Below are 25,968 nucleotides of genomic sequence, written 5' to 3'. Positions count from 1 at the left end.
GATGAACTTATCATGCGCGCAAGCGGTATACTTCTTCACATTTCCTCACTTTCGGGGGAATACGGCATCGGCAAGCTCGGAAAGGAAGCCTACGCCTTCGCCGACTTCCTGAAAAAGTCGGGGCAGAGATACTGGCAGATACTCCCCGTCTCCCCCACAAGCTACGGCGATTCGCCCTATCAGAGCTTCTCGATACACGCGGGCAACCCCTACTTCATCGACTTCGAGCTCCTCGAAAAGGACGGCCTGCTTAAACCCGCCGACTACAAAAAAGTTGACTGGGGCAAGGACAGCTTCGTGGATTACGGCCACCTCTATGAGGTCATCTTCGATGTTCTCCGCACTGCCTACGACAACTACAAAAAGTCGGGCGACAAAGCCCTCGCAGACTTCGCGGCGGCAAACGAATGGACTGCCGACTACGGTCTCTTCATGGCGCTGAAATTCGCTCACGGCGGCAAGGCGTGGTGCGAGTGGGAAAAGCCCCTCCGTATGTTTGAGGAAAAAGCCGTCGAAAAGGCGAGAAAACAGTACGCCGACGACATCGGCTTCTGGACATTCCTGCAATTCGAGTACGCGAAACAGTGGGCGGCTCTGAAAGAGTACGTCAACTCCCTCGGCATCGAATTCATCGGCGACATCCCGATATACGTCGCCTACGACAGCGTTGAGGTGTGGACTCACCCCGAGCTTTTCTACCTCGACGAGGACAAAAAGCCCATCGACGTTGCAGGCTGTCCCCCCGACGTGTTCACCGCAAAGGGTCAGCTGTGGGGCAATCCGCTCTACCGCTGGGACGTCCACGAAAAACAGGGCTTCAAGTGGTGGATAGAGCGCATCCGCTCGGCGTGTACCACCTACGACGTGGTTCGCATCGACCACTTCCGCGGCTTTGAGAGCTACTACACCATCCCTTTCGGCAACGAGGACGCGGTCATCGGCGAGTGGCGCAAGGGTCCCGACATGAAGCTGTTCAAGGCGGTGAAAGCCGCCCTCGGGAAACAGCGCATCATCGCCGAGGACTTAGGCTTCATCACCAAGGATGTCGCAAAGCTGCTGAAAGCCTCGGGCTACCCGGGCATGAAGGTGCTGGAATTCGCCTTCGACCCCTCGGGCAAGAGCGACTATCTGCCCCACAACTTCAAGTCCCCCAACTGCGTCTGCTACACAGGCACCCACGACAATGAGACGATAGTCGGCTGGATAGCGAACAACGACCGCAAGACCCTGAAATTCTGCCGCGAGTACCTGAACGTCAAGCGCAATAAAGACATCCCCTTCGCGATGATAAGGGCGGCATGGGCAAGCTCGGCAGAGACCGCCATCACCCAGATGCAGGACTTCCTTGAGCTGGACAACACCGCGAGGATGAACGTCCCCTCGACCCTCGGCGGCAACTGGATATGGCGTATGCAGGGCGGCGAGCTGACTGATGAGCTTGCGGCGAAGATATACGACCTGACCCGCATCTACGACCGGCTCGGAGAAATTAAAAAGAAGAAATAAAAAAGATCCTATGAAAAGAAAAATAGCAGCCGGAGCGGCGGCGGTCGTTTTCCTGGCGGTCTTGTTCACGCAGGTGATACCCGTCAGCAGCAGGTTTTATCTCGGCAGCCGGATAAAGGGTACGGTCACGCTTTACGTTGACGGTGAACAGGTCGCGCTTTCGGCGGACGGAGCTTCAACACGGCACGGCAGCATCACAGCCGACGGTGAAAAGCTCCGCATCACGGCGAAAGGCGGCTTGTACGGCGGCTACACATTCACGATAGATGATGAGCGGCTGGGCGAGCCTGTCACCATCACGGTGTTTCAGTACGACTGGCATCAGATAACACGCTTTAACTGCGAGCTTTACGTCACAAACGGCGGCAGGTCAGTCACTTACTCGACCGGATCACGCACCGTCAACGAGTTCAGACGCTTTCACGACACTCACAGCGGCGCACTCGACAAAAACAGAAAAGTGTATGTGGTGTAATGCATCCGTCACGGAATACGTCAGATATTACAGGGAAGGATACACATGAAAAACACATACCAACGCATTTTCATGCTGATGACGGCGGTCGTCATCGCTGTTCTGGCAGCGCTGCCGGTCAGCGCGGATATGGGTCCGAAGGAAAGCATCTTCCTGACGGTGAAAAACGCACCCGATGAAAACTACTATATCGACCTGCTGTGCTATCATACGGAAAATAACAGCAAGGAACAACAATACTACCGAGATCAGGCATCGGCTGCGGACAGAAAAATGATGGAGACTATCGACGCATACGTTTCCGAGGAAAGCTACGGCGCACGGCACGGCTGCCCGATAGAACCGCCGTACAGACACTCAAACGACAAAAACAGGTACGAATTTTGCTACATGAACGTTCCCGAACAATTCCGCGTCATCATCGTGACCGAAAGCGGACAGGTGTATGTCTCCGAGCCTTGCAAACGCCGCGCCTTTAACGCTTACATGACCTACGACGTGCAGTCGGGCAGGGTCAGCGAAAAGGCAGTAGGGTATCTCGGACCGCTGGCGCTGAAATTTGCGCTGACCTGCGGCTTTACGCTCGCTGTTGAGAAGGCGGTGTTCCTGCTGTTCAAGTACAGCTTCGGCGAGGGGCATAACAAGCGCGTGTTTTACCTGACCAACCTTGCGACACAGCTGCTGCTCTACGCAGCTATCGAGACGATCAGCGGCGCGTTCATCTACGCGGAGCTTGTGATAACCGGGCTTGAAGGGGTGATATACGCGAAGCTGCTGACACCTAAAGACAAGCTGAAAGCGAGCCTTTACGCTGCGACGGCGAATCTTGTCAGCCTGCTGCTCGGCATCCCCGTATGGTTCATAGTATCATATATAATAAGAACATAATTCATTATACCGGAGGTAAGTAAAATGATAAACACAGACAAACTCAAAGCAAACATCGAACGCCGTATGCACGACCAGTTCGAGACGACCATCGAAAAAGCAACTCCGCAGGAGCTCCACCATGCCCTCTCCCGCGAGGTCATGCACGACATCAAGGACAGATGGGACGAGTCCCGCGCTTCTCACCTTGAAGGCAGACGCGCCTGCTACCTCAGCATGGAGTTCCTTGTGGGACGCGCCGTTTACAATAATCTGCTCTGCACAGGTCTCACCGACAACGCGTCCAGGGCTTTTGAAGCCCTCGGCAGAGACCTCAGCGAGCTTGAGGAGATAGAGGACGCGGCTCTCGGCAACGGCGGTCTCGGCAGACTTGCCGCCTGCTTCCTCGACTCGGCTGCCACCCACGACATCCCCCTCGACGGCTACGGCATCCGCTATAAGTACGGCCTCTTCCGTCAGGAGATAGACGGCACCAACGGTCAGCAGGAATACGCCGACGACTGGCAGCGCTACGGAGACCCCTGGAGCGAACGCTGCGACATCGACACCGTGACCGTTACCTACTCCGACTATCAGGTCAGGGCTGTCCCCTACGATATGCCCGTCATCGGCTACGCTACCGAGAACGTCGGCACTCTCCGCCTGTGGCAGGCTGAACCCGTGGTCCAGTTCGATTTCGAGAAGTTCAACCGCGGCGATTTCCACGAAGCATGGGGCTCGCGCTCCGACGCCGAGAACATCTCCGCAGTCCTCTACCCCAACGACAGCTTTGAAGAGGGCCGCATCCTTCGCCTGCGTCAGGAGTACTTCTTCTCCTCCGCATCCGTTCAGGACATCGTGAGAAAGCACGAGCGCAGCCACGGCTCCCTCGACTGCCTGCCCGACTTCGTGCAGATACAGCTCAACGACACCCACCCCGTCATCTCCATCCCCGAGCTTATCCGCATCCTCATCGACGAGCGCGGCTACGAGTTCCCCAAGGCGCTCTCCATCGCTCAGAAGACCTTCAACTACACCAACCACACCATCATGCAGGAAGCCCTCGAAAAGTGGGACATCCGCCTTATCAACAAGCTGCTGCCCCGCATCGGCGAGATCTGCCTGATGATCTCCGAGTACTTCAAGGCTGATATGTACGCAAAGAAGCCCGAGGGCTTCGACAAGAAGAAGATAGCCGAACTCGCCCCCATCGGCGGCGGCAAGCTGCGCATGGCGAACATGGCGTGCTACGTCGGCTCGCACATCAACGGCGTTGCGGCTATCCACACCGAGATACTCAAGGCCGAAACGCTCGCTGACTGGTACAAGCTCTACCCCGACCGCTTCCTCAACGAGACAAACGGCATCACTCAGCGCCGTTGGCTCCGCCTCTGCAACCCCGAACTCTCCGCACTCATCACACGCCTGCTGGGCTCGGAATTCTGGGTGAAAGACCTTGACGAACTGGCTAAGCTCAAAAAGTACGCCGACGACGAATCCGTTCTCCGCGAATTCATCGCCATTAAAAAGCAGAAGAAACAGCAGCTCGCCGACTACATCACTTCCTCGAAGGCGGAACGCGACTTCGGCACGATAGACACAAACTCCATCTTCGACACCCAGATAAAGCGCCTGCATGAGTACAAGCGCCAGCTGCTCAACGCCTTCTCGATACTCTACATCTACTACGGTCTGAAGGACGGCAGCATCGAGGACTTCACCCCAATGACCTTCATCTTCGGCGCAAAGGCGGCTCCGGGCTACCGCCGCGCAAAGGCTGTCATCCGCTTCATCGAGAATATCGCCGAGCTTATCGAAAAGGACGACGACCCGAAGGTAAAGGGTAAGCTCAAAGTCATCTTCGTGCAGAATTATAACGTATCCTACGCCGAAAAACTCGTTGCAGGCTCCGACGTTTCCGAACAGATCTCCACCGCAGGCACCGAAGCAAGCGGCACGGGCAACATGAAGCTCATGCTCAACGGCACCGTGACCCTCGGCACCTACGACGGCGCAAATATCGAGATAGCCGAGGAAGCAGGCGAGGAAAACAACTACATCTTCGGCGCAAGAGTCGAAGAGCTCGAAAAGATCATGCCCGACTACGACCCCCGCGAACTTCTCGCTGACCCGAAGATAAAACGCGTCCTCGATAAACTTATCGACGGCAGCTTCTACGACAGCGAGGTCGCTCTCCACCCCGAACGCGCAGGCGAAGAGGGTACGTTCACCGAACTCTACGCCGCCCTCACCGACGGCGCAAGCTGGCACGTCCCCGATCATTACTACCTCCTCGGCGACCTGAACTCCTACGTCGAGGCAAAACTCAAGGTAAACCGCGAATACCGCGACGAACTCGCCTTCGCAAGAAAATGCTGGCTCAATATGTGCTCGGCAGGCAAATTCTCCTCCGACCGCACCATCAAAGACTACGCTAAAAACATCTGGAAATTAGTCTGACCAAAACAACGGGTCGGGTACCTTACGTACCTGACCCGTTTGTTTCTTATCCTGTACTTCATGAGTGCGGGTTTTCTTGGGGGAGACCCTTTTGAAAAAGGGTCTTCCCCAAAACCCCCTCACTAAAACTTTTAATATGTCGGTTGTTGGTTGAGGTCGGGGAGATAGACTATCACCATTTCAAAAGAGAATGTCTATCTATAGGGCGATGCCCCTACATAAAGAAACCCACAGAAAGTGTTTGCACAAATAAAAGGTGGGAGCAATCTCCCACCCTACATATCAAAATTACCGAAAATAATAGAATACATCTCTTGAATCGGTGATAGCCAAACGTCCCCCACACATCCAACTGACGACAATATTAAAAGTCTTTGGAAAGGGGGTCTGGGGGGAGAACCTTTCTTCAGAAAGGTTTTCCCCCAGTAAGACCTGCACTCCACCTCAGTACCTCACGCGTTTGAGGATGTCTGCGAGGGGGTGGTCTGAGAGAGACGCGTCGTTGAGGACTTTCTGGGAGGTCGTGTAGAGGACGCGGCCGCCGCTGACGAAGTGAACGAAGCACTCGGTGTTAGAGAACATTCTGTCGAAGTGGTCGGAGTCGCTGTAGCCCTCGAAGATAAATATCGGGTACTGCTGAGAGCGGACGGTCTCGGTGCGGTATTCGCCGACCCTTGCGGCGGTCTCGGGTGAAGTTCCGTGTTTTGGGTAGTAGATGCCTGCGATGGCGCCCGTCTCGGTCATGCGCTCGGTCACGGAATCTGAGAGCACGTCGCCGAGGGTGTCGTCGCTGTACTCGTAGTGGACCGTCACGGGGCAGCCCTGTTCGCGGAGCGCGGTAACGGTCTCAAGGCAGAGGCTGTTCCCGTCCTCCATGCGCACGGAAGTCACGAGGTTGTTTATCTCGCTGGTCCTGCTGATGATCTCGCGGCTGAGCCTTCTCGGGTTCACGAAGTAGATGAACGCGCACTCGCCGAACTCCTCCGCGATCGACAGCAGCTCGGGGTAGACGTCGCTCGAACATATCACCGTGTAGATGTAGATACCCAGCTCCATGCCCTGACTGACCGCGCTGCGGATGTCGTCGGCGGTGATGCTGTCCTCGCTGTCGTCCACGGTGAACGCCAGCAGGAACGGGATGTGACAGCCCAGCTCTTCCTGTTTCTCGCGCAGTATCCTCGCGCCGCTCGTGCAGCCGTTGTAGCCGAAATTCAGCCCGAAAGCCACGATGTGGTCGGGTTCGATGGTGTTCACGATGTTCTCCGCAAGCGAGAAATACGCGCTGTCGTCGTTCGAGAGGTACTGCTGAGTGATGTCGAATATCTCGCGCTGATTGCACCCCTCGGCAAAATTCAGCCCAAGGTCCACAAGGTTGCGCACGCTCCTTTTCGGGTCGCGCTTTATCTCAGTCACTGCTTTCAGTATGGTAGTCCTGAGCAGAGCCTTAGTTATCTTATCGTTTCTGATGCCAAATTCCATATAGCCCAGCTCCTTTGGGTAATCGGGTCGTTGCGTGCTGTATTAGATGAGGGAAACCCGCCTTAGCTTCGCACGTCCGCCTTAGCTTCGCACGTCCGCCTTAGCTTCGCACGGCTTAAAAATGGTTCTTCCCCAGCCCCCTTCCAAAGACTTTTAATACTTTTTGGCAAGGGGTGATTTTCTTCTTTAGATAGTGTTGGTCGTGAAGATTTGAGTTCTTCTCTCAGGTAGTCTGCTCCTTGCCAAAAAGACGGGGGCGGAGCTGCCGACACTCTAAAAGTATTATATCAGATATTCTGCCGTTTTGCAAATCACAATTGTTGGTTTTTGTCCAAATCGTGTCGGGTGTGCATGAAATGCAGCGGATATGTGCAGATAGTATAATTTTGACACTAAGTTTTTGTGCATATGGCAGAAACTTCTCCCATGCTATTGACAAACAGGCAAGTTAGTATTATAATGATATTATCAAATAGATACTAACCCCCGACCAAACGACAGGAGGAAATAATCATGTATGTAAAATTCACACCCAACCTTTACGTTCTCAGATACACCAAAGGCAAACTCACGGCGGAGGGCAAGGGACTTTCGTTCTTCTACCTCGACCGCATGACATCCGCTCAGGCAGTTCCCGTATCGAACATCGACGCCGACCTCATCTTTGAGGAGACCACCGCCGACTTCCAGAAGGTCACCGTTCAGGGTCAGCTGACCTACCGCCTGACCGACTACAAAAAAGCCGCATCCGCAGTCGATTTCACCATCAACCTCAGAACAAAACAGTTCGAGGGCAACCCCGTCGCAAAGCTCTCGAAGCGCATCATCAACATCGCGGAGGTCGCCGTCCGCAGCATGGTCGGCGGCATGACCCTCACCGACGCCCTCGCGGCAGGCGAGGACTTCGCGGCAGGCGTGCTCGAAAGGCTCCGCAGTGAAGCCGAGATAGCAGGACTCGGCGCTGAGATAGTCGGCTTCTCGGTGGTGAAGGTAGCCGCAAACCCCGAGACCGCCCGCGCCCTCGAAGCCGCGACCCGTGAGGAGATACTCAAGCAGTCGGACGACGCCCTCTACGAACGCCGCAACGCCTCGATAGAACAGGAACGCCGCGTCAAGGAGAACGAGCTCAGCACCGAGATCTCGGTACAGGAGAAGAAAAAGAAGATAAAGGAGACCGAGATCCAGACCCGCCGCATGGTGCTCGAACGCGAAGCCGAGATGGAACGCATCCGCATCGAGAGCGAAGCCGACCGCGAACGCATCAGGCTCGAAAGCGAGATAGAGCTCGAAAAGAAACGCCGCGAACTCGCCGACCTGCGTCTCGAAAACGCGAAGAAGGAAGCCGACGCCGAAAGCTACCGCATAGGAGCGGTCATGGAAGCCTACGGACGCATCGGCAGCGATGTCCTCGTGGCACTCGCACAGCTGAACATGGAACCCGAGAAAATGATAGCACAGGCATTTGAAAAGCTCGCGGCGAACAGCGGCAACATCGGCACGCTGAACATCACCCCCGACCTTCTCGAAAGCCTGACAGGAAACAAAGGAGCATAAACAATGGGCGCATATTTCAAAATAACGGCAGCCGCAGTCATCGGACAGGGCTGCGCTCAGGGAGAACACAACTACATCGTCTACGAGAACGGCAGGGGAGAGATACACGTCAACGCGATGTTCAGGCTTCAGGGCGGCACTTTCACCTGCTGCACCTACTACGACAGGTATCTCTGCGCCGACCGAAAAGCCCTGAAGACCCTGACAAAACAGCAGATAAACGACACAGCCTACGGCGCATTCATGGACGGAGCGAGGTGAGAAGCATGGAAAGACGCACAGAAAACAAGATAGTCCTCGTTACCCAGAAAACGCGGCTCGAAATGCTCATCCGCCGCTACAACACCGCAGGACAGGCGCAGTTCTACATCGAGCATCACGGCGGCGATTTCGGCGACTACCTCGCCGAGCACGAGCAGTACACCGCCGCCCTCGCCGCCGCCGAGCAGTCCCTTTCCACCCTCGGCAGGGTTACCCGACTCGACCGCGACTTTCTGACGGGCTACATCTTCGGCGAGACCGACACGATAGTCGCCCTCGGACGCGACGGACTTGTGGCGAACACCATGAAGTACCTGAACGGACAGCCGATGATAGGCGTGAATCCCGACCCGAAACGCTGGGACGGCGTGCTGCTCCCCTTCGGCGTCGGCGACCTTCCGAAAGTCGTGCCCGAGGTCTTTGCAGGCAGACGCACGGTAAAGAGCGTGACCTTTGCCGAAGCGGCGCTGTCCGACGGTCAGACGCTGTGTGCCGTGAACGACCTGTTCATCGGGCAGAAGGGGCACGCGTCCGCGAGGTACATCATCTCGTCAGGCGGCAGACAGGAGGAGCAGTCGTCGAGCGGTATGCTGGTCTCGACGGGTCTGGGTTCGACGGGCTGGCTGAGGAGCGTGATAGCAGGAGCGGCAGGCATCGCGAAGGTATGCGGACTGACAGGCACGCCGACGCTGCCCGAGGGTTTCGGGTGGAGCAGTGAATATCTGTGCTATTCGGTGAGAGAGCCGTTCCCGAGCCGAACGACGGGAACAGACCTTGTATTCGGCAAGGTCGATGCTGACACGCCGCTGAGGGTAACATCGCTGATGCCCGAAAACGGAGTGATATTCTCGGACGGCATAGAGGCGGACAGTCTGGAGTTCAATTCGGGCGCCACCGCCACAATAATCCCTGCCAAAAGAAAAGGCATGATGATAGTATAAAAACGCACAAACCCCACGTCCACACCAGAGTCTCAGAAAGTTTAGGAGGGGGGGAGACCCCCGCCTTAGCTACGCACGGCTATAAAGGCTCCCCCGGCAGGGGCTCGGGGACAGAGTCCCTGCCCTCCGAACCTACGTTCAGCTCCGTAAGCGCACCAACATCCCCCAAAACATAAAATCGGCATTTCCAAAGAGAACGAGGAAAAGAACTCCAAATGAAGACAAAGCTCAATCCTTCTCCCGAAGCATGAAATGCCGATTTTATTTTGGCGAGAGAGCGCAGCGATTCGAGCCAACCCCAAAAATTCGGCGCAGCCGAATAAAAAAACACCCCCACAAAAAAATCAAAACCCCGAAGCCGCCAAACCCGCAGCCCCGGGGGCAAAAACCCAAAACGAACCCAAAATTCAGAAATCCCCCTGCTCGACCCCGACCTCGCACTCGCACTCGGTCTCGATACCGAACCTGCTGAGCCGCTTGTTGAGCAGCAGACTGAAAACACAGGTCAGCAGAATGAGCCCGACCATCGCCAGCACCGACTTCCAGGTGAGGTCTCTGAGCTGACCGCCAATGTAGGTCTCCACAAGCATCTCGGGCAGAACACCCATCAGCGACCCGAGAATGAAGGTCACAAAAGGCATCCTGAGCGCACCGTGCAGCATACTCATCAGATCGTTCGGGACGACAGTCACCGCACGGGAGATGTAGACGGTCAGGAAATTGTTCTTCTGCCCGAGCCTGACCAGCCGCTGCGCCTTCGGGTACTTGTCGGTGATGAACTTCACCGCGTCCGAGCCCGAGAATTTCCCGATGTAGTACGGAAGGGTGAAGCTGATGATGAGCCCCATGATGTTCACCCCCACCGCCGCAGGAAATGAGAAAATGTTCCCCGCCGCAATAAACAGCAGCGTCGCAGGGAAGATCACCGACATCGACTTTATCGCGTACAAAAACCACAGCAGTCCCAGCGCCAGCGCAGGTTCGTCCTCGGTCATCTCGATGATCTCCTCAAACCCCGTCGTCCGAAGTATGAACACACAGATCAGCACCATGAAAAGGCAGATGACCGCAGGCAGATATTTGATCTTATTGTCGCCGCGCATCACTTCCGCCTCCGTTCGCACAAAAAATATCTGATAATATTATACCAGATCCAAGCAGAAATGTCAATATTTCGTCGTTTTCACAAGCCCGTCCGAAGCCGTTTTTTTGCGCATATCCCCCCACCGCTCACGGTTTTTCTCCGTGATCCGCAAAAAAATAAGCCCCCGACCGCCGACTGCCCCTTTTCAGCCCCCGTCCGCCCCCGGAAAAATTCGTGCATCACGCGAATTGAAATCTCCGCCGCAGCGGATATAATATTACTTGAAGAAGCACGAACAACACCGACTTTTCAAAAGGGGGATAATATGATAACAAGAGACATTTCACGCGAACAGCATATCGGCTACTCGGGCACTTCTCCCGTTGCACGCCTTACACTCTACAGCGATACTTCCGCCGAACTCGGCGGAGTGACTGCTGTGGACGGCGTGAACGCGGCACAGGGCTCGATAGCTATTGCCGTTCAGGAGGGCGAGGTGCTCATGCTCGACAGCACAGGCACATGGTACAAACAGAGCGACGGCTCAGCCGTTGAAGCACCCGAGTCAGAGAATGAGGCGGAAAACAATGACTGATATGTTCGGGATAATGCTGGCAAAAAAGAATATCCCGCCCGATGACCCTTTCTGCCGCCTGTTCGCTCCGTCCTCGTCGGATAAGCCCGTTCTTCCCGCAGGCTATACCGCCAGGAACTACATCGAAAGCAATGTGAACAGGCAGAAAAACTGGGGACAGGTGATAAATACAGGCGTGACCGATGCAAAGACGGTCGTTGAACTCGATATGATACTATGGAACATATCGGGCGGATCAGATCAGTTCCTGTTCGGCAAGGAGTACAGAAGCTACAACGCTTACCGCATAGGCTACAACCCGTCTTCGGATGTCAGCTTTAAAACAGGCGGTACAGTCTCCAATACAGTGGTGGGAACGGTGCTGTCGCCCGAAGAACGCTACACCCTCCGCATCACCCCGACAAAACTGTCCTGGGAGAAACACGAAGGCGGCGGCACAGGCTATATCGAGAACAGCCCGAGCCAGTATTCCAACAGCACTATGCCCTACGCACTCTTCAACGTTTTCGTGAATGAGTACTACTCAGGCTCACAGCAGAGCGTTCCCAACACAGGATGCGCGATCCCGTATATGACATACTCGCATATGCGCCTGTACTCGGCGAAGTTCTGGGTCAATGACGAACTCGTGCGCCACTTCATCCCGTGCGTGCGGGCCGCCGACAACAAACCGGGTCTCTGGGACGCCGTCGGCAATGCCTTCTACACCAACGCCATGACCTCTTCCGGCAACGACTTCCTCACTGACTGACGACAAAAAAACGCTCCCGATGGAATCGATCCATCGGGAGCGGCGTTATTTTACGTGGAGACCCTTTGATCGTGGTGAAGAAACAGACTATCACCGCTTCAAGAGTGACCATCTGAAAAATACCGCAATCGAAGCGTTATGCCCCATTGAACTTCTTTTTGGCAAGAGCAAGCCATGTAGCAGAAGAACCACAATCCTCCCGACCAACACAAACTAAGAAAGAACCACCCACAAGCCAAAAAGTATTAAAAGTCTTTGGAAGGGGGTCTGGGGGAGAACCTTTCTTCAGAAAGGTTTCCCCCGGTTATAACTCCCCGCCCAAAGCCCCACTCACTTAACGCAAGTGCAGTTTCTGCCGTGGCGTTTTGCCGAGTAGAGAGCGTCGTCCACGCGTGTGAAGACGCTGTCGCAGCTTTCGGAGCCGCGACGGGAAGTCACGCCGCAGCTGACCGTGTGAGTTCCCGACCTCTCGAACCTGATATCGTGGTATTTCTCGCGTATTTTCTCCGCAAGTTCGAGCACCGCCTTGCTGTCGGAAGTCGGCACCAGCACCATGAACTCCTCGCCGCCCCAGCGGCCTGCCAGAGCGCCTGCCTCGTCAACGAGCTCACCCACCAGCTCCGAGAAGCTCCTGAGCACCGTGTCGCCCTCGTCGTGACCGTAGGTGTCGTTGACCATCTTAAAATTATCCAGATCCAGCATGATGAGCGAATACTCTTCCGAGCGCTCTATCATGCGCTTTATCTCGCGCCTGTTGTAGAGCCCCGTCAGCTCGTCGGTCGAAGCCATCCGCGTCAGTCGGCGGTTCGCATCCGCAAGCTCCTCGGTCGCCACGTCGATAAAGTTCGCCAGCCTGCGTACCATCGAAACGTGCTCCGCGTGGTACTCCAGGTTATCCCTGTAGTAAGCCCTCAGCCGCTCGTGAGCCTCAGCCGCGGCATGGATATCCGCATCGCCCTCGCGTATCGCCGCGATGACCAGCGTCACGTTGTGCTGGTTCAGCGACCAGTCCATGCGGTGGAACTCGCCGCCCGTGTAAAATCCCGCCGTGTCCGCCAGCAGACTGAACGGCAGCGTCTCGCGGTCGATGTCCTGCGTGCCCCAGAAGCTCCGCCTCGAAGCGCAGTTGAAGATAAGTATCGCATCCGCCGCGAAGGTCGCGAACATCTGCGCCCTGTCGATAATGCTCGAAAGTATGGTCTGCGGGTCGCCGTAGGTTATCCTCGCCGCCGAACCCTCCGCGATGTCGGCAGTCATGACGATAGACCCGTCGGGCATCGCCTGCGAAGGAACACGCAGGATGCTGATGCCGTTTCTCTCATACGAAATGGGGAACTCCAGCGCGTTGTGGTAGAAATGCTCGTCGTTGTCGATGTTCAGGTAGCGGTTGTAGGCGTTGAACGCAGGTTCGCCGTTGAGGGTGTAGAGCCTGTTCCTGTCCGAATGCGATACCGTCATCTTCGCGCCGAGGGGTTTCCAGCCCGAAATGAACGTGGTGCGGAAGCTAAGGCTGTCACCGCCCATCAGCAGAAAAACAGCTCCCTCCTCCAGAAAACCGTCCTTCCCCGAAAAGACCTCAACGAGTCCTCTGTCAGCTTCCCTGTTGAAAGCCGCACCGCCGAACACCGCGATGTCGGCGGGCAGCTTCGAGAGCCTGTCGCAGATGTAGGTCGAGGAAAGGTCTCTCAGCGTAACGAGCATCTCAACGCCCTTCACCCAGCCTGCCTCTGCTATCCTCTGCAAAAGCCTGTCGCACATCTCCTGCTGTGTGTCCTCGGTCAGCACAAAGCTCATCGTTTCGAGCTTCGTGTCGGGCGACTCGAACACCATGACAACAGCCTGCACCGTGCCGTCGCGGAGCCTTCCCTTGTGAATGCTCGCATTTGCGGTACAGCCGATGCACTCGGCGTCATCCCATACCCTCTCGATCATCCCGAGCGCACTGATGACATCCTCTTTCCTGCCGCGGTCATAGAAAAACTGTATCGCCGCTTTTTTGCCCGTATATTGATTTCTTAACGCCGTCAGCTCACGCTCGAACTGTTCCGCACTGTCATAGATCAACTGATGCTGTTTCATCCATTACCACCATGCCGTTCATTACAATTTGCCAATTCGGGAACCCCTGATCCTTCAGATCATCATAATAAATTACAAGTTACTTAAAGTATATTATAACATATAATGATACTAAATTCAAGCACCGCCCCCAAAACCTTTAAGATTATCGTGCATCCTGTATAAAGATCCGCGCCTTATACTGTGCAAAACGCTCACCGCATCCCCGTCCTGCCATAAATTGTAAACTTTTTGTAAACGCCTGTCTCAAACCTTTGCGAAAAAGCCCCCCCGACTTGAAAAATTTGCAGATATGTGATATAATTATGATAGTGGACCCGACGCCCGCCGAACGCAGACAGTCGGGATCAGAAAATGACCGGGGCAAAAGCGCCCGGAGTAACTGGGGGAGAGCTTATGATAGTTATCACAGGAGATATTCACGGTACAATAGATATAGCTAAGCTCGATATAGAGAACACACCGGGTCTGGCAGCACTTACCGAGAACGACTACCTGATAATCGCAGGCGACTTCGGACTTATCTGGAGCGGAAGCGAGGAGGAACAGTACTGGCTGGACTGGCTTGACAGTATGCCCTGGACGACCCTCTTCATCGACGGCAATCACGAGAATTTCGATATGCTCGAAAAACTGCCCGAGGAAGAGTGGCACGGCGGCAGGATACACCGCGTGACCGACAAGATATTCCACCTCATGCGCGGACAGATTTTCGAGATCGAGGGGCTGACATTCTTCACCTTCGGCGGCGCGGAGAGCCACGACAAGTACTACCGCGTCGAGGGCGAGTCATGGTGGCCGCAGGAACTCCCCAGCAAGGCAGAGCTCCTTGAAGGCAGACACGCACTCGAAAACGCAGGCTTCAAGGTCGATTACATCCTCACCCACTGCGCCCCCACCAGCGTCCAGCGCGAGCTGATACTCCTTCGCGACGACGACAGCTACACCCGCAATGTCCTCACCGAATTCCTTGAGGGCGTGAAGATACGCACTCAGTACGAACGCTGGTTCTGCGGTCATTACCACATCGACTTCAACAGCACCGTTGACCCCAAGCTCGAAGTGCTCTACTACGACTTCGTGCAGATAGGCGGCGACGGCGTGGAAGAGGTCATCGAGACCGAGACCGCACCCGTATGCGAGGGCGACCCCATGGAGATAAAAGCCGAGCTGTGGGAAGAACAGCCCGACGAACCCGAAGAATAATACACCGACCCTGTACTTCCGACATCCGTGTCGGAAGTATTTTTTTGCCCGCGCCCCGCAGTCGAAAAAACCGCCGCAGTCTGCCTCTGCTTCTTCATCACCTCATACATCTCCGCCGCCAAAATAAAGACCGTAGAAGTAAGAGAACTGATAACCGAATAAAAAAACACCCTTGCAGCCTCAAAAAGCCGCAAGGGTATTTTTTCAGATCCATCGCCGAATGCGTACCTTACCTCTTCATCTGTCAGGCAAGTCTCTCAACCGCTCTGCCCAGCACGAACGAATACAGACAGCAGGACTTCACGGGCTTCGGGAGTATCAGCTCAAGAGCCTTCCTGTACAGCTCCAGCTGAACGTCGTACCTTGCCAGCTCCGACTCGTCCCTGAACCAGTCGGTCTTGTAGTCCACCAGCACATACCCGTCCTCCTCGCAGAAGATGCAGTCGCAGATACCCTGCAACATTCCGTCGGGCGCGATGTACTCCGCGAACTCCCCGTCTATCCCCGCGTCCTTCGCCCTGACCGTGAACCTCCGCTCACGCATTATCGGCTCGATCTCCGCCGACGCTTTCATGCGCCCGTACAGCTCGCTGGCAAAGAACTTTTTCACCGCCGAAATATAGACTCCGCTGCCCTCCTGCTCGGTCATGCTGCCGCGCCGCACGAGCCGTTCAAGCTCGTCCTCAACGCTCTTCTCGCAGTTCGCATAGTCCGCAAGCTCCATGAAAAGGTGCGTGCAGGTGCCCCTCTGCGACGCCGACAGCTTCGCGACCTCGCCCTTTTCGAGGGTCCCCAGCTGCGGAAAGAACATCCCCTCGATGTCCTCGGGCGCGGAATTTTTCATGTGTATCTCCGACACTATCTCCGTGACCGTCCTCTTTGAAGCCGCAGGCTTTGCAGTCTCCCTGCCGCTCTCCTCCTTCACCTTCTCGAACAGACCGCTCAGCTCGGAAACAAGCCTGCTGTCGCTCTTCTCCGCCGCGAACTTCGCCTTGTTCACTGCCTCGCCGCCCTCTTCGGGCATCACGCGGTAGACTATCTCCGCAGGAACGTCGTCCTTCGGCACCAGCCTGTGCAGCATATCCCTCGTCATGTCGTCCGCGCCTATCTCGTCCAGCAGCGCGTCACAGCCGTCGGTCAGCATCAGCGCCGCCGCTATCCACGTATCGGGAGTGCGGCAGCTGTAGTCCGCCAGCATCGAAGGCGTAACTTTTCCCATGAGCGCCACCGACTCCGCCACAGCCTTCATCCTCGACGGCACATCGAACTGCGGCTTCGCGTGACGCTTCATGAACAGCGGTATGATGAGCTTCTCCTTCGCCCTCGTCAGCGCCACGTACAGCAGTCTCATCTCCTCGCTGAGCTGTTCGCTCCTGACCTTGTCCGACAGCGTCATGTGCCGCACCGTGTCGATGGTCACAAGCTCGTCGTGCCGATAGAAGCTGATGCCCGCATAGCCCGTCTCGCTCAGCAGCACGTTCCTCGAAGCGTCCCTGAGATTGAACTCCCGTCCCAGCCCCTCGATGATGACGAACGGATACTCCAGTCCCTTCGAGCGGTGGAAGGTCTTCAGCGTCACCGAGTTGCTGCCCGTCGTCCTCGCCGCCGCCTGCTTGAAGTCCCCCTTAGCCTCGCTGAGACTGTCCAGAAACCTCAGGAACCCTGCGATGCCCCCCGTCGAACCCGCCTCGTACTCGGCGGCTCTCTGCGTCAGCATCCTCAGGTTCGCACGCCTGCGGTCGGAATTCTCGAATCCGCTCGCCGCCGCGAAAAAGCCCGTCTCATCGTATATCCGCGTGATAAGCTCCTCTATCCCCATGCTCACCGAATAGAACCTGAGCCGCTCCACCAGCCGCACCGCATCAACGCACCTGCTCTCCAGCTCCTCGTCCCTGATGTCCAGCTTTTCCGCTTCCTTCGCATCCGCGTCAGCCGACTTCGAGACCGCCGTCAGCACCTGATACAGCCTGCGCACCTCGTTCCTGTGACCGTCCTCCGACACCTTGAAACAGTGCATCCTCAGCTTCGCCAGCCCGTCCGCCGTGAACCCCATTATCGGCGACAGCATCACCGCCGCCAGCGGTATGTTCCTGTTCGGATTGTCGATGACCTTCAGAAGGCTCACCATCGCCATTATCTCCTGCGACTTCATGTAGCCCTTTTCCGTCTCGGTGTGAGCCGTCAGCCCCACGTAGGTGAGCGCCGCCGCCGCCGACCTCAGCGTCTCGGTCTTTCTCGAAAGTATGCAGAAATCCGACTGCCTGCAAGGTCTCTGCCTTGTGACCTCAGCCCCGTTGACCTTCACCGTCTCGTTGACGGGCGTGCCCTCGTCGAGCATCTGCTTTATCCGCTGTGCCGCGCAAAGCTCCTCCACCCCGAACACCGTGTATTTCAGCTCGTCGGTGTAACTGCCGTCATCCCTAACCAGCAGGACTTCCGTAGGCGTGTCCTCGCCCACGTACTTCGCCCCGCAGTAGAGCTGCTCGTCCTCGTTGTACTCGACCTCGCCGATCTCCTGACTCATTATCCGCCTGAACACCATGTTCACGAAAGCAAGCACACTCTGCCTGCTCCTGAAATTCATCCTGAGCCTTATCTCGGTAAGCTGCTCCGTCCTGCCGCTTGCCGCAAGCTCGGCGGCGCGCTTGAACAGCTCGGGATTCGACTGCCTGAAACGGTATATCGACTGCTTTATGTCGCCCACCACGAACACGTTCTTTCCGAGCATCGAAAGGTCGTCCGTGTCCGACAGCGCCCTGAATATCATCTCCTGCAAGTTGTTCACGTCCTGGAACTCGTCGATGAGCAGCATCCTGTACCTGCCCTCTCCGCGTATCCTCTCCGCCAGCTCGGTGCGCTTCGGCTCACCGCCCTCGTCCGTCACGAGAAGGGTCATCGCCATGCGTTCGATGTCCCCGAATTCCGCGGCTCCCAGCTCCTGCTTGCGCTCCATGAGCCGCCTGTCGAGCCTGTCCGCCGCCTCGTCGAGCGCCGCGAACGCCATGCCCGCTATCCTGCTGTTCCCGATGTAGTCATCGCCCAGCGGCGAGACAGCTGCCTTTATTTCCGCGAACAGCTCAGCCGCCCCGTCGCTGAGGGGTTTTATCTCCCCGAACAGCCGTTTCTGTTCTGCCTTGTCCTCGTTTTTGAGCTTCGAGAGCCCTGCCCCCGTTATCTTCGGGAATCCCCCCGAAGTCACCGCGAGGAACAGCCGCCTGTAGTCATCCGAAGTCAGCGCCGCCCGTATCTCCCCGAAAGCGTCGTGCTGTTCCAGCAGCTTTTCCATGATGTCGTCGGGATATGGCAGGCAAGCCGCAGTCCCCCGCGCCTCGTCCAGCATCCCGACGGCGTTCTCCGCCATCTCCTTCACGGAGCCGAACAGCCCTTGAAGTTCAGTCTTCAGCGCCTCCTCGTCCGCGAAGAGTCTCTTCGCGGTCTCCGCCCATTTTTTCGGGAACGGCAGCGACCTCTTGAACTCATACAGCTGCAAAATGACGCCGCCGATATCCCCGTCGGGATTTTTCAGCAGCGCGTCGGTCATCAGCTCGACCCTTTCCGGGCATTCCGCGCTCATCTCCTCGATGACCTCTCTGAGGCACTCGTCGATGAGCACCGTCATCTGCGCGTCATCCGCGATGGTGATGCCGTTCCTGTACTCGAACCTGTCCAGGTTCTCCTTCACCATATCGTAGCAGAAGGACGAGATAGTGCATATCTTCGCAAGCGCCAGCATATCCTGCTGTCTTGCGAGCCATTCGCGTTTATCGGGGTCGGTCTCCCCCACGAGCCTTTTTGCGAGAGCCGCCCTGAGTTTTGTCTTCATCTGAGCTGCCGCATCCTTCATGAAAGTAACAGCCAGCAGCTTTTCCGCAGGCAGCACGTCCTTTTCCTCCAGCAGCCTTACCGTCCTCTCCACGAGCACGGCGGTCTTACCGCTTCCTGCCGCCGCAGGCACGATGATGCCTTTTCCGCGTTTTTCTATAGCCTCACTCTGTTCATCTGTCCACTTGACTGCCATATACGCCGTTCCTTTCATCACTGATTTTTTGGGTATCTCTATTATAACATGATTCCTCGCCGAGTGTATTGCGTCCGCCCGAATTTTGTCGGTTTGCACATCTCTTGTCGGGGATGATTGTGCAATCTGCTGTTCTGCGGCTTTTGGTGCTCTCAATGAAAAGGAGTTGGTCTCTCATTTCGATAGACCAACTCCTTTTGTTTTTGGTTGCCGCAGGCATTTATTTGAATGGGGCTGCCGCCCCATACCCTGCCGGGCGCGATGGCGGCGCCTGATCCGCCTGATCTCCGGCGTTTACACTTCATGCCTGCTGAAAAGACGCGGTGTCTATCTTTCGGACATCTCAAACAAATTTCGGCGTAGCCGAAATGCCGCGAATCTGGTGCAGGGGTCACTGCCCCTGCACGGCGAATCCGCTTCGTTGTGCGTTATTCTGCTTTTACCAGCTTCACATCGTTATACAGCAGAATACTCTCGCCGTCAAACCGCAGTACCGTACTTTCCGCATCGGGCGTAGCCAGTATGCTCTCATCATCCTCGGCTCTCACCGAAAATTTACCGCCCTGCTCGAACCACTCACCACGCTCGATGATGAGCTTGTCCGCAAAACGCTTGTCATACAGCCCCTGCTCTTCAAGCCCCTCATAGGTCTCCTCGTCGAAAAGCTCTAACTCTTCCCCCGAAAATTCCCTGTCCAGCGGCATCATCAGCAGTACTTCACCGCCCTCGCCGAAATATATCCGCGAAAACAGCATCATTACATCCTCGCCGTCCTTGGGGTCTGTCCGCTTGCCGTCAGGGTCGGTGAACTCCCCGACTTTCCATGTTCCGATTATGTCCATTAGTTCCTCCGTTATTTGCATCTCCAGATGTGATAGCTCATCGGCGCAAGCTCGCTGCCGCCGCCGAAATCATGATCCTCGCCCGTCACGAAATCGTCCGCAAGACCGTACCCCGCGTCAAAATGCGCCACATACGGCTGGTCGTCCGCGTTTATCGCAACGAACACCCTCTCGCCCTCGAAATCTCTCTGGAGTATGCACTGCTTGTTGGTCAGCACAGGTATCTTGATGTCGCCGTAGCACAGCGCCTTGCACTCCCTGTGCGCCTTCGCCAGCTTCGCGATGAGCTCGGTCAGCTCGTTGCTCTCGGGCTTCTCGAAGCAGGGTCTCAGCGAGGGGTCGCCGTTCTTCTTGTCGCCCTCCGCGCCCCACTCACTTCCGTAGTAAACGCAGGGAATACCCGGCATACCGAACAGCATAGTATATACCAGCGGCAGATGCGCCTTGTTGGCCAGTATCGTCTGTATGCGGCTCACGTCGTGGTTGTCCGCGAAGCACATGAGGTGCAGACCGCGGTACTGACACCACTGCTCGGGGCCGAACCTGTTTTTCAGCGAGTGGCAGATCTCGAACATATTCATGCTGTTGAAGCTGGAATACAGTCCCTTGTAGCACTCGTAGTTGGTCGCCGAATGGAGCATATCGGGGTTGACCCATCTGCTGTAGTCGCCGTGGAGCAGCTCGCCGATAAGGAAGAAGTCATCCTTCATCCCGTCGGTGAAGCTCCTCAGTCTCTTGAGGAAATCGAAGTCCAGCGAGTACGCAACGTCCAGTCTGATACCGTCGATGCCCCAGTACTCGATCCAGTACTTGACAGCGTTCAGTATGTGGTCAACCACCGCAGGATTGCGCAGATTGAGCTTCACGAGGTCGAAGTGACCCTCCCAGCCCTCGTACCAGAGCCCGTCGTTGTAGTTGCTGTTCCCGTCGAAGTTGATGTAGAACCAGTCCTTGTAAGGCGAATCCCACTTCTTCTCACAGACGTCCCTGAACTGCGGAAAACCGCGTCCCACATGGTTGAACACGCCGTCCAGCACCACCTTGATGCCCTTAGCGTGAAGCGCGTCGCAGACCTCCTTGAAGTCCTCGTTCGTGCCGAGACGGGTGTCTATCTTGCAGAAATCGCGTGTGTTGTAGCCGTGCGTGTCGCTCTCGAACACGGGCGAGAAATAGACCGCGTTGCATCCCAGCTCCGCGATGTGATCCACCCAGTCGATGACCTTGAGGATACGGTGCTCGGGCACGCCGTCGTTCTCGTAAGGCGCACCGCAGAACCCGATAGGATATATCTGATAGAATACCGCTTCGTAACCCCAGTTAGTAGTATTGTTTCCCATTTTTATCTTTCCTTTCGTTTTGGATTTAATTAGTGCATTATTATTATATCATAAACGGTTCACAATAACAAGAATAATTCTGCACCTATTTTTTTCAAACTTATTGTGCATCCCGCACAAAACCAACCACGCAAATATGTCATGATATATGGATAATTGCAAAATATCGTCGTTTTTTAAAAAGATTTAGCCCAATCATTTTCCCCGTATAAACAATATTTATCGGAGGTTCACGGTATTTTTATTGATTCCCCTTCCAATATATGCTAAAATAATGTGGTATTTCGACTTAGAGTGCGGGATTTTTACCGTCGGAGGGTCTTCCCCCAAGACAAGACCCGCACTCTAAGCGGCAAACCACGATTCAGGAGTAAGATATGGACATTACAAGTATAATCAAGGCCGTTGACGATGCCGTGTGGGGCATACCGCTCATCATACTCATCATGGTATGCGGAGGGCTGCTGACGCTGCGGCTGGGCGGATTGCAGATACGTCGGCTCGGGTTGGCGCTGCGATTCATGGTCAGGAACGAGGAAGGCGGCGACGGCGAAGTCACGAGTTTCGGAGCGCTCTGCACCGCCCTGTCCGCGACCATCGGCACGGGCAACATCGTAGGCGTAGCGACCGCCGTTTCGGTAGGCGGCCCCGGTGCGCTCTTCTGGATGGAGATAGCCGCCATGCTCGGCATGGCGACGAAGTACGCCGAGGGACTGCTGGCGATAAAATTCCGCACCACCGACAGCGAAGGCCACATCTTAGGCGGCCCCTTCTACTACATCGAAAACGGCATGGGCAGACGCTGGCGCCCCCTCGCGAAAGCCTTCGCCCTCTTCGGGGTGCTGGCAGGACTCCTCGGCATCGGCACGATAACCCAGATAAACGGCATCACCTCAGCCGCCAACGGCTTTTTCACCGACAGCCCCACCGTGAACATCCTCGGCATGAGCGTCACCGTCACAACGGTCATCACAGGTCTGATAGTGACGATATGCGCCGCGTTCGTCATCATCGGCGGCATCGAAAGCATATCGAAGGTCTCGCAGATAGTCGTGCCGTTCATGGCGATAGCCTACGTCCTCTGCGCAGTTGTGATAATGGTAACTCACGTCACCGAGATACCTGCCGCCGTTGCCGAGATAGTTGGCGGAGCGTTCGGCGTTCGTCCGCTTGCGGGCGCAGGCGCGGGCGGCACGATCATCATAGCGATGCAGAAAGGTGTTGCACGCGGCATCTTCTCGAACGAGGCAGGACTGGGTTCAGCCCCGATAGCGGCGGCGGCGGCTCAGACGAAAGAGCCCGTCAGACAGGGTCTTGTGACCATGACGGGAACGTTCATCGACACCATATGCATCTGCACGATGACGGGACTTTCGATAGTTATAAGCGGAGCGTGGCGCGACCCCGACCTGCAAGGCGTAGCGATAACGACAGCGGCATTCGGCTACGGACTGCCGCTCCCCGAGCGCATTTCGGCGCTGATACTGATGGTATGCCTGATATTCTTCGCCTTCACGACGATACTTGGCTGGAGTTATTATTCCGAGAGATGTCTGAGCTACCTGTTCGGCGGCAGACAGGGCGTCACGAAAGTCTACAGATGGATATACATAGCGGCGGTGTTCGCAGGACCCTACCTGACGGTCGAAGCGGTGTGGAGCCTGGCGGATATTTTCAACGGGCTTATGGCGATCCCGAACGTCATCGCGCTGATAGCCCTGACCCCCGTGACCGCCGCCGAAACAAAGCGCTACTTCACAAAGAAGCCGATAATAGCGGAATAAAAAAACGGCTGTCCGAGTTTTCGGGCAGCCGTTTGCTTTTATTTAGTAGAATGTGTTATAGAATGTTAAGTTCCGAATTAATTGTAGGTTTCTACTGTCTTTTTCTTGAACATATCGTATTGATTCTAAATTATCATTTTGTCTTTCTAACTGTGCATTTATTCTTTTGGCACTGTTCAAAATAGTATTATTCATATTATTAATGTTTCTGTTTGCTTGAGATATTGCATTATATAAGTATAACTGATTCATGCTTATCTGATTAAGGTGTGCTATTATGGTATCAAGTTTGGTGATAATATTATTGTATCTCATTTCTTCTTCAAGCAAATTGTACGCATCCGATAAATCCTTGGCTCTACCAGATTCAATATATTCCAGTATTGACGCAATACAAGCAAAGTCACGATATTTATAATATATTATACCAGTTGAATAGTAATCAGAAAGCAAGTCACAAGTCTTTTTATATTGTCTCTCTATACTGTCATGTTCTTGTGATATTCTGTTTCCGATAGTAAAACATTGTTCTTTAAAAGAATTGTTTGATTCTTGTATTTTCTGATTATTCTTTTTTATTCTTTCATTATTGGCTTGTTCTTTTTTTAATTCATCCCTTGTTTTTGCAATTACAATTACAATAGCTAAAACTGCGATGCAAATTGCAGCTATTAAATAACCAAATCTATCTTTTGCTACTCCTGAGGGGCTATTTGATTTAACAAAATAAATACACAATAAAATGATAATTGGAAGACCAGAAATTCCAAAAGCCCACATTAGATATTCTCCTATCCAAAATCCTTGGTTATCAGAATAACTATAATTGTATTTTTCTTTTGCTTTTAATTCTGGATTAAAATAAGCATATCTTTGTTGTTTTAAATTATCCAAAATTCGTTCTTCCTCATAACAGGTTCGTTCAAGATATAAAATATCTTGAAGATATTCAATAAGTCTGTATTTGTCCATAAAACGTCCTCCTATATAACTATATGATTTATATTTTAATAATTATATAACAATTTGATTAAAAAGTCAACATATCCAAACGGTTATATTGTATAATTGTAACATATAACAAATGGTTGGAGGATTCTTTATGCAAATTTATCAGAGAATCAGAGACTTACGCGAAGATTGTGATAAAACCCAAAAGGACATAGCAGACGTCCTCGGCATCCATCAGGTGCAATACCAACGCTACGAAAGCGGGAAGCGGGAGATTCCTTTCCATATGGTTATAGAACTGTCAAAATATTATAACGTTTCAATAGATTATATTGCAGGACTTACCAACACAAAGCTTGGACTGACTGTCTCCGCGCTTTCAAAGGACGAGACCGCGCTTATCGAAAATTTCCGCAGACTTGATACTCTTGATAAGGGTCGCATCCTCGAACGGATATATATGCTTCGTTCATAAAAACTTTACACCATTTCTTCCTCGATAACTCTTGACAATCTCCGAAAAATATAGTATAATAAACAAGCATTCGTGATCTAAAGACAGCGCGCACAAAGGTAAGCCGCGCCGAGGATTGAAAGCAGATATAATGCTTACAGTGTCCCCGTGCGTCTTTGATACATGGGGAGTTTTTAATTGCGTTTGCTAATATGTAAAACAGAGGTGAAACACATTGGCAAGTGAAAAGGTACTGGCAACCAAAAAGGAGAAGGTCGCAAAGCTCACCGAGATCATCAAGGCTGCAAAGTCCGGTGCGCTCGTAAATTACGAGGGTATCACCGTTGAGCAGGACACCAAGCTCCGTAAGGAAATGCGTGAGAACAACATCAACTACTTCGTAGAGAAGAACACCATGCTCCGCCTTGCATTCAAGGAGGCAGGCATCGAAGGTCTTGACGAAGTCCTCAACGGCACTACCGCTATCGCTATCAGCAACGATGACGAGACCGCTCCCGCACGTATCCTCGGCAAGTTCAGCGAGGACATGGGCGATGACAGCAAGTTCGCTCTCAAGGCTGGCTTCATCGGTACTACCGTTTACGATCAGGCAGGCGTTGTTGCTCTGTCCAAGATCCCCGGCAAGGAGACCCTGCTCGCACAGCTGGTCGGCTCTCTCCAGGGACCCCTCACCAAGCTCGCAGCTACCATCAAGGCAGTTGCAGACAAGAAGGCAGAAGAAGGCGCTGCATAAGGCTGCTTGACTCATCTGCACATTTTGAACAGTCCGCCTGACGGACAAATAATTTGAAAAGGAGTAATTCATCATGGCATCCGAAAAGATCACCAATATCATTGAAGAAGTTAAGAACATGAGCGTTCTCGAGCTTTCCGAGCTCGTTGACGCTATCCAGGAGGAGTTCGGCGTTACCGCTGCTATCGCTGCTGGTCCTGCTGCCGGCGGTGCTGCTGCTGCTGAGGCTGAGAAGACTGAGTTCGACGTTGTACTCGCTTCCTTCGGCGACAGCAAGATGAACGTTATCAAGGTAGTTAAGACCGTTACAGGTCTCGGACTCAAGGAGGCTAAGGCTCTCGTTGAGGAAGCTCCTAAGGCTATCAAGGAAGGCGTTTCCAAGGCTGAGGCTGAGGATCTCAAGAGCCAGCTCGAGGCTGCTGGTGCTACCGTTGAGCTGAAGTAATTCACCTCTCTGTTTTTAGCATAAGCTTAATAACGAACACCGTTCTGTTTTCGGACAGAACGGTGTTTTTTTGCTTATTTGTGGGTTGTTTCGCCTGCGGCGAAAATTGGAGCTCTGCTCCAAAC

General features: G+C 54.3%; 21 protein-coding genes. 14 read left to right on the top strand and 7 right to left on the bottom strand.

All coding sequences use genetic code 11. The features are described from left to right. The first annotated feature begins 12 nt into the window (after positions 1–12). From malQ to BT142_RS02445, 4 genes are read left to right on the top strand one after another with little or no spacing between them, the layout of a single operon-like run. Entirely contained in the window at positions 13–1,506 is a 1,494-nt protein-coding gene (gene malQ, locus BT142_RS02460; protein WP_072416618.1) for a 4-alpha-glucanotransferase, read from the top strand. Between the two features lie 10 nt (positions 1,507–1,516). Continuing rightward, complete coding sequence (locus tag BT142_RS02455; RefSeq protein WP_072416617.1) at positions 1,517–1,981, top strand: hypothetical protein; 465 nt, start codon at positions 1,517–1,519, stop codon at positions 1,979–1,981. A gap of 45 nt (positions 1,982–2,026) precedes the next feature. Beyond that, on the top strand, positions 2,027–2,869 hold the full coding sequence (locus BT142_RS02450; protein ID WP_072416616.1) for a hypothetical protein: 843 nt from the start codon (positions 2,027–2,029) through the stop codon (positions 2,867–2,869). 24 nt (positions 2,870–2,893) lie between these two features. Then, positions 2,894–5,308 carry a glycogen/starch/alpha-glucan phosphorylase gene (locus BT142_RS02445; protein ID WP_072416615.1) on the top strand — a complete coding sequence of 805 codons (2,415 nt, stop codon included), beginning with the start codon at positions 2,894–2,896 and terminating at the stop codon, positions 5,306–5,308. A 444-nt stretch (positions 5,309–5,752) separates the two neighbouring features. On the opposite strand, the gene BT142_RS02440 is transcribed toward BT142_RS02445, so the two are convergent. Next, a complete protein-coding gene (locus BT142_RS02440; RefSeq protein ID WP_072416614.1) occupies positions 5,753–6,787 on the bottom strand; it encodes a hypothetical protein in 1,035 nt (344 codons plus the stop codon). Between the two features lie 513 nt (positions 6,788–7,300). On the opposite strand from BT142_RS02440, the gene BT142_RS02435 reads away from it, so the two are divergent. From BT142_RS02435 to BT142_RS02425, 3 genes are read left to right on the top strand one after another with little or no spacing between them, the layout of a single operon-like run. Further along, on the top strand, positions 7,301–8,341 hold the full coding sequence (locus BT142_RS02435) for an SPFH domain-containing protein (protein ID WP_072416613.1): 1,041 nt from the start codon (positions 7,301–7,303) through the stop codon (positions 8,339–8,341). A gap of 3 nt (positions 8,342–8,344) precedes the next feature. Beyond that, complete coding sequence (locus BT142_RS02430; RefSeq protein WP_072416612.1) at positions 8,345–8,602, top strand: hypothetical protein; 258 nt, start codon at positions 8,345–8,347, stop codon at positions 8,600–8,602. Between the two features lie 5 nt (positions 8,603–8,607). Further along, positions 8,608–9,543: a diacylglycerol kinase catalytic domain-containing protein gene (locus BT142_RS02425; protein ID WP_072416611.1), complete on the top strand. Its 936-nt coding sequence runs from the start codon at positions 8,608–8,610 to the stop codon at positions 9,541–9,543. Between the two features lie 407 nt (positions 9,544–9,950). Here the strand turns inward: BT142_RS02425 and BT142_RS02420 are convergent, their stop codons facing one another. After that, positions 9,951–10,646 carry a TVP38/TMEM64 family protein gene (locus BT142_RS02420; protein ID WP_072416610.1) on the bottom strand — a complete coding sequence of 232 codons (696 nt, stop codon included), beginning with the start codon at positions 10,644–10,646 and terminating at the stop codon, positions 9,951–9,953. A 306-nt stretch (positions 10,647–10,952) separates the two neighbouring features. On the opposite strand from BT142_RS02420, the gene BT142_RS02415 reads away from it, so the two are divergent. Both BT142_RS02415 and BT142_RS02410 read left to right on the top strand, forming a co-directional pair. Next, complete coding sequence (locus BT142_RS02415) at positions 10,953–11,222, top strand: hypothetical protein (protein ID WP_072416609.1); 270 nt, start codon at positions 10,953–10,955, stop codon at positions 11,220–11,222. Further along, entirely contained in the window at positions 11,215–11,973 is a 759-nt protein-coding gene (locus BT142_RS02410; protein ID WP_072416608.1) for a hypothetical protein, read from the top strand. The genes BT142_RS02415 and BT142_RS02410 overlap by 8 nt, the downstream gene beginning before the upstream one ends. A 330-nt stretch (positions 11,974–12,303) precedes the next feature. On the opposite strand, the gene BT142_RS02405 is transcribed toward BT142_RS02410, so the two are convergent. Beyond that, positions 12,304–14,052: a sensor domain-containing diguanylate cyclase gene (locus tag BT142_RS02405; RefSeq protein ID WP_072416607.1), complete on the bottom strand. Its 1,749-nt coding sequence runs from the start codon at positions 14,050–14,052 to the stop codon at positions 12,304–12,306. 396 nt (positions 14,053–14,448) lie between these two features. On the opposite strand from BT142_RS02405, the gene BT142_RS02400 reads away from it, so the two are divergent. Beyond that, complete coding sequence (locus BT142_RS02400) at positions 14,449–15,258, top strand: metallophosphoesterase family protein (RefSeq protein ID WP_072416606.1); 810 nt, start codon at positions 14,449–14,451, stop codon at positions 15,256–15,258. Between the two features lie 244 nt (positions 15,259–15,502). Here the strand turns inward: BT142_RS02400 and BT142_RS02395 are convergent, their stop codons facing one another. The 3 genes from BT142_RS02395 to BT142_RS02385 form a co-directional block, all read right to left on the bottom strand. Continuing rightward, entirely contained in the window at positions 15,503–19,276 is a 3,774-nt protein-coding gene (locus BT142_RS02395) for a UvrD-helicase domain-containing protein (RefSeq protein ID WP_072416605.1), read from the bottom strand. Positions 19,277–19,704: 428 nt separating this feature from the next. Beyond that, the gene (locus tag BT142_RS02390; RefSeq protein WP_072416604.1) at positions 19,705–20,118 is read right to left on the bottom strand and encodes a hypothetical protein; all 414 of its coding nucleotides are present in this window, start codon (positions 20,116–20,118) and stop codon (positions 19,705–19,707) included. 11 nt (positions 20,119–20,129) lie between these two features. Then, positions 20,130–21,455: an alpha-amylase family glycosyl hydrolase gene (locus tag BT142_RS02385; protein WP_072416603.1), complete on the bottom strand. Its 1,326-nt coding sequence runs from the start codon at positions 21,453–21,455 to the stop codon at positions 20,130–20,132. Between the two features lie 377 nt (positions 21,456–21,832). On the opposite strand from BT142_RS02385, the gene BT142_RS02380 reads away from it, so the two are divergent. Next, the gene (locus BT142_RS02380) at positions 21,833–23,239 is read left to right on the top strand and encodes an alanine/glycine:cation symporter family protein (RefSeq protein ID WP_072416602.1); all 1,407 of its coding nucleotides are present in this window, start codon (positions 21,833–21,835) and stop codon (positions 23,237–23,239) included. Positions 23,240–23,281: 42 nt separating this feature from the next. Here the strand turns inward: BT142_RS02380 and BT142_RS02375 are convergent, their stop codons facing one another. After that, positions 23,282–24,211: a hypothetical protein gene (locus tag BT142_RS02375; protein ID WP_072416601.1), complete on the bottom strand. Its 930-nt coding sequence runs from the start codon at positions 24,209–24,211 to the stop codon at positions 23,282–23,284. Between the two features lie 112 nt (positions 24,212–24,323). Here BT142_RS02375 and BT142_RS19975 point away from each other — a divergent pair, with 112 nt between their 5' ends. From BT142_RS19975 to rplL, 3 genes are all read left to right on the top strand, one after another. Then, entirely contained in the window at positions 24,324–24,665 is a 342-nt protein-coding gene (locus BT142_RS19975) for a helix-turn-helix domain-containing protein (protein ID WP_347497625.1), read from the top strand. A gap of 214 nt (positions 24,666–24,879) precedes the next feature. After that, positions 24,880–25,398, top strand: a complete 519-nt coding sequence (gene rplJ, locus BT142_RS02365) for a 50S ribosomal protein L10 (RefSeq protein ID WP_072416599.1) — start codon at positions 24,880–24,882, stop codon at positions 25,396–25,398. Positions 25,399–25,471: 73 nt separating this feature from the next. Then, on the top strand, positions 25,472–25,843 hold the full coding sequence (gene rplL, locus BT142_RS02360; RefSeq protein ID WP_072416598.1) for a 50S ribosomal protein L7/L12: 372 nt from the start codon (positions 25,472–25,474) through the stop codon (positions 25,841–25,843). The last annotated feature ends 125 nt before the right edge of the window (positions 25,844–25,968 follow it).

It is taken from the genome of Ruminococcus sp. YE71 (genome assembly GCF_900119155.1).
GTDB lineage: Bacteria > Bacillota > Clostridia > Oscillospirales > Ruminococcaceae > YE71.
The sequence above is the reverse complement of the archived record's forward strand: the minus strand, read 5'-3'. Positions and strand labels throughout refer to the sequence as shown.

Excerpts from the sequence above, each read along its gene's own strand:
- malQ (WP_072416618.1), top strand. The coding sequence starts at position 13 with ATGCGCGCAAGCGGTATACTTCTTCACATTTCCTCACTTTCGGGGGAA.
- BT142_RS02455 (WP_072416617.1), top strand. The coding sequence starts at position 1,517 with ATGAAAAGAAAAATAGCAGCCGGAGCGGCGGCGGTCGTTTTCCTGGCG.
- BT142_RS02450 (WP_072416616.1), top strand. The coding sequence starts at position 2,027 with ATGAAAAACACATACCAACGCATTTTCATGCTGATGACGGCGGTCGTC.
- BT142_RS02445 (WP_072416615.1), top strand. The coding sequence starts at position 2,894 with ATGATAAACACAGACAAACTCAAAGCAAACATCGAACGCCGTATGCAC.
- BT142_RS02440 (WP_072416614.1), bottom strand. The coding sequence starts at position 6,787 with ATGGAATTTGGCATCAGAAACGATAAGATAACTAAGGCTCTGCTCAGG.
- BT142_RS02435 (WP_072416613.1), top strand. The coding sequence starts at position 7,301 with ATGTATGTAAAATTCACACCCAACCTTTACGTTCTCAGATACACCAAA.
- BT142_RS02430 (WP_072416612.1), top strand. The coding sequence starts at position 8,345 with ATGGGCGCATATTTCAAAATAACGGCAGCCGCAGTCATCGGACAGGGC.
- BT142_RS02425 (WP_072416611.1), top strand. The coding sequence starts at position 8,608 with ATGGAAAGACGCACAGAAAACAAGATAGTCCTCGTTACCCAGAAAACG.
- BT142_RS02420 (WP_072416610.1), bottom strand. The coding sequence starts at position 10,646 with ATGCGCGGCGACAATAAGATCAAATATCTGCCTGCGGTCATCTGCCTT.
- BT142_RS02415 (WP_072416609.1), top strand. The coding sequence starts at position 10,953 with ATGATAACAAGAGACATTTCACGCGAACAGCATATCGGCTACTCGGGC.
- BT142_RS02410 (WP_072416608.1), top strand. The coding sequence starts at position 11,215 with ATGACTGATATGTTCGGGATAATGCTGGCAAAAAAGAATATCCCGCCC.
- BT142_RS02405 (WP_072416607.1), bottom strand. The coding sequence starts at position 14,052 with ATGAAACAGCATCAGTTGATCTATGACAGTGCGGAACAGTTCGAGCGT.
- BT142_RS02400 (WP_072416606.1), top strand. The coding sequence starts at position 14,449 with ATGATAGTTATCACAGGAGATATTCACGGTACAATAGATATAGCTAAG.
- BT142_RS02395 (WP_072416605.1), bottom strand. The coding sequence starts at position 19,276 with ATGGCAGTCAAGTGGACAGATGAACAGAGTGAGGCTATAGAAAAACGC.
- BT142_RS02390 (WP_072416604.1), bottom strand. The coding sequence starts at position 20,118 with ATGGACATAATCGGAACATGGAAAGTCGGGGAGTTCACCGACCCTGAC.
- BT142_RS02385 (WP_072416603.1), bottom strand. The coding sequence starts at position 21,455 with ATGGGAAACAATACTACTAACTGGGGTTACGAAGCGGTATTCTATCAG.
- BT142_RS02380 (WP_072416602.1), top strand. The coding sequence starts at position 21,833 with ATGGACATTACAAGTATAATCAAGGCCGTTGACGATGCCGTGTGGGGC.
- BT142_RS02375 (WP_072416601.1), bottom strand. The coding sequence starts at position 24,211 with ATGGACAAATACAGACTTATTGAATATCTTCAAGATATTTTATATCTT.
- BT142_RS19975 (WP_347497625.1), top strand. The coding sequence starts at position 24,324 with ATGGTTGGAGGATTCTTTATGCAAATTTATCAGAGAATCAGAGACTTA.
- rplL (WP_072416598.1), top strand. The coding sequence starts at position 25,472 with ATGGCATCCGAAAAGATCACCAATATCATTGAAGAAGTTAAGAACATG.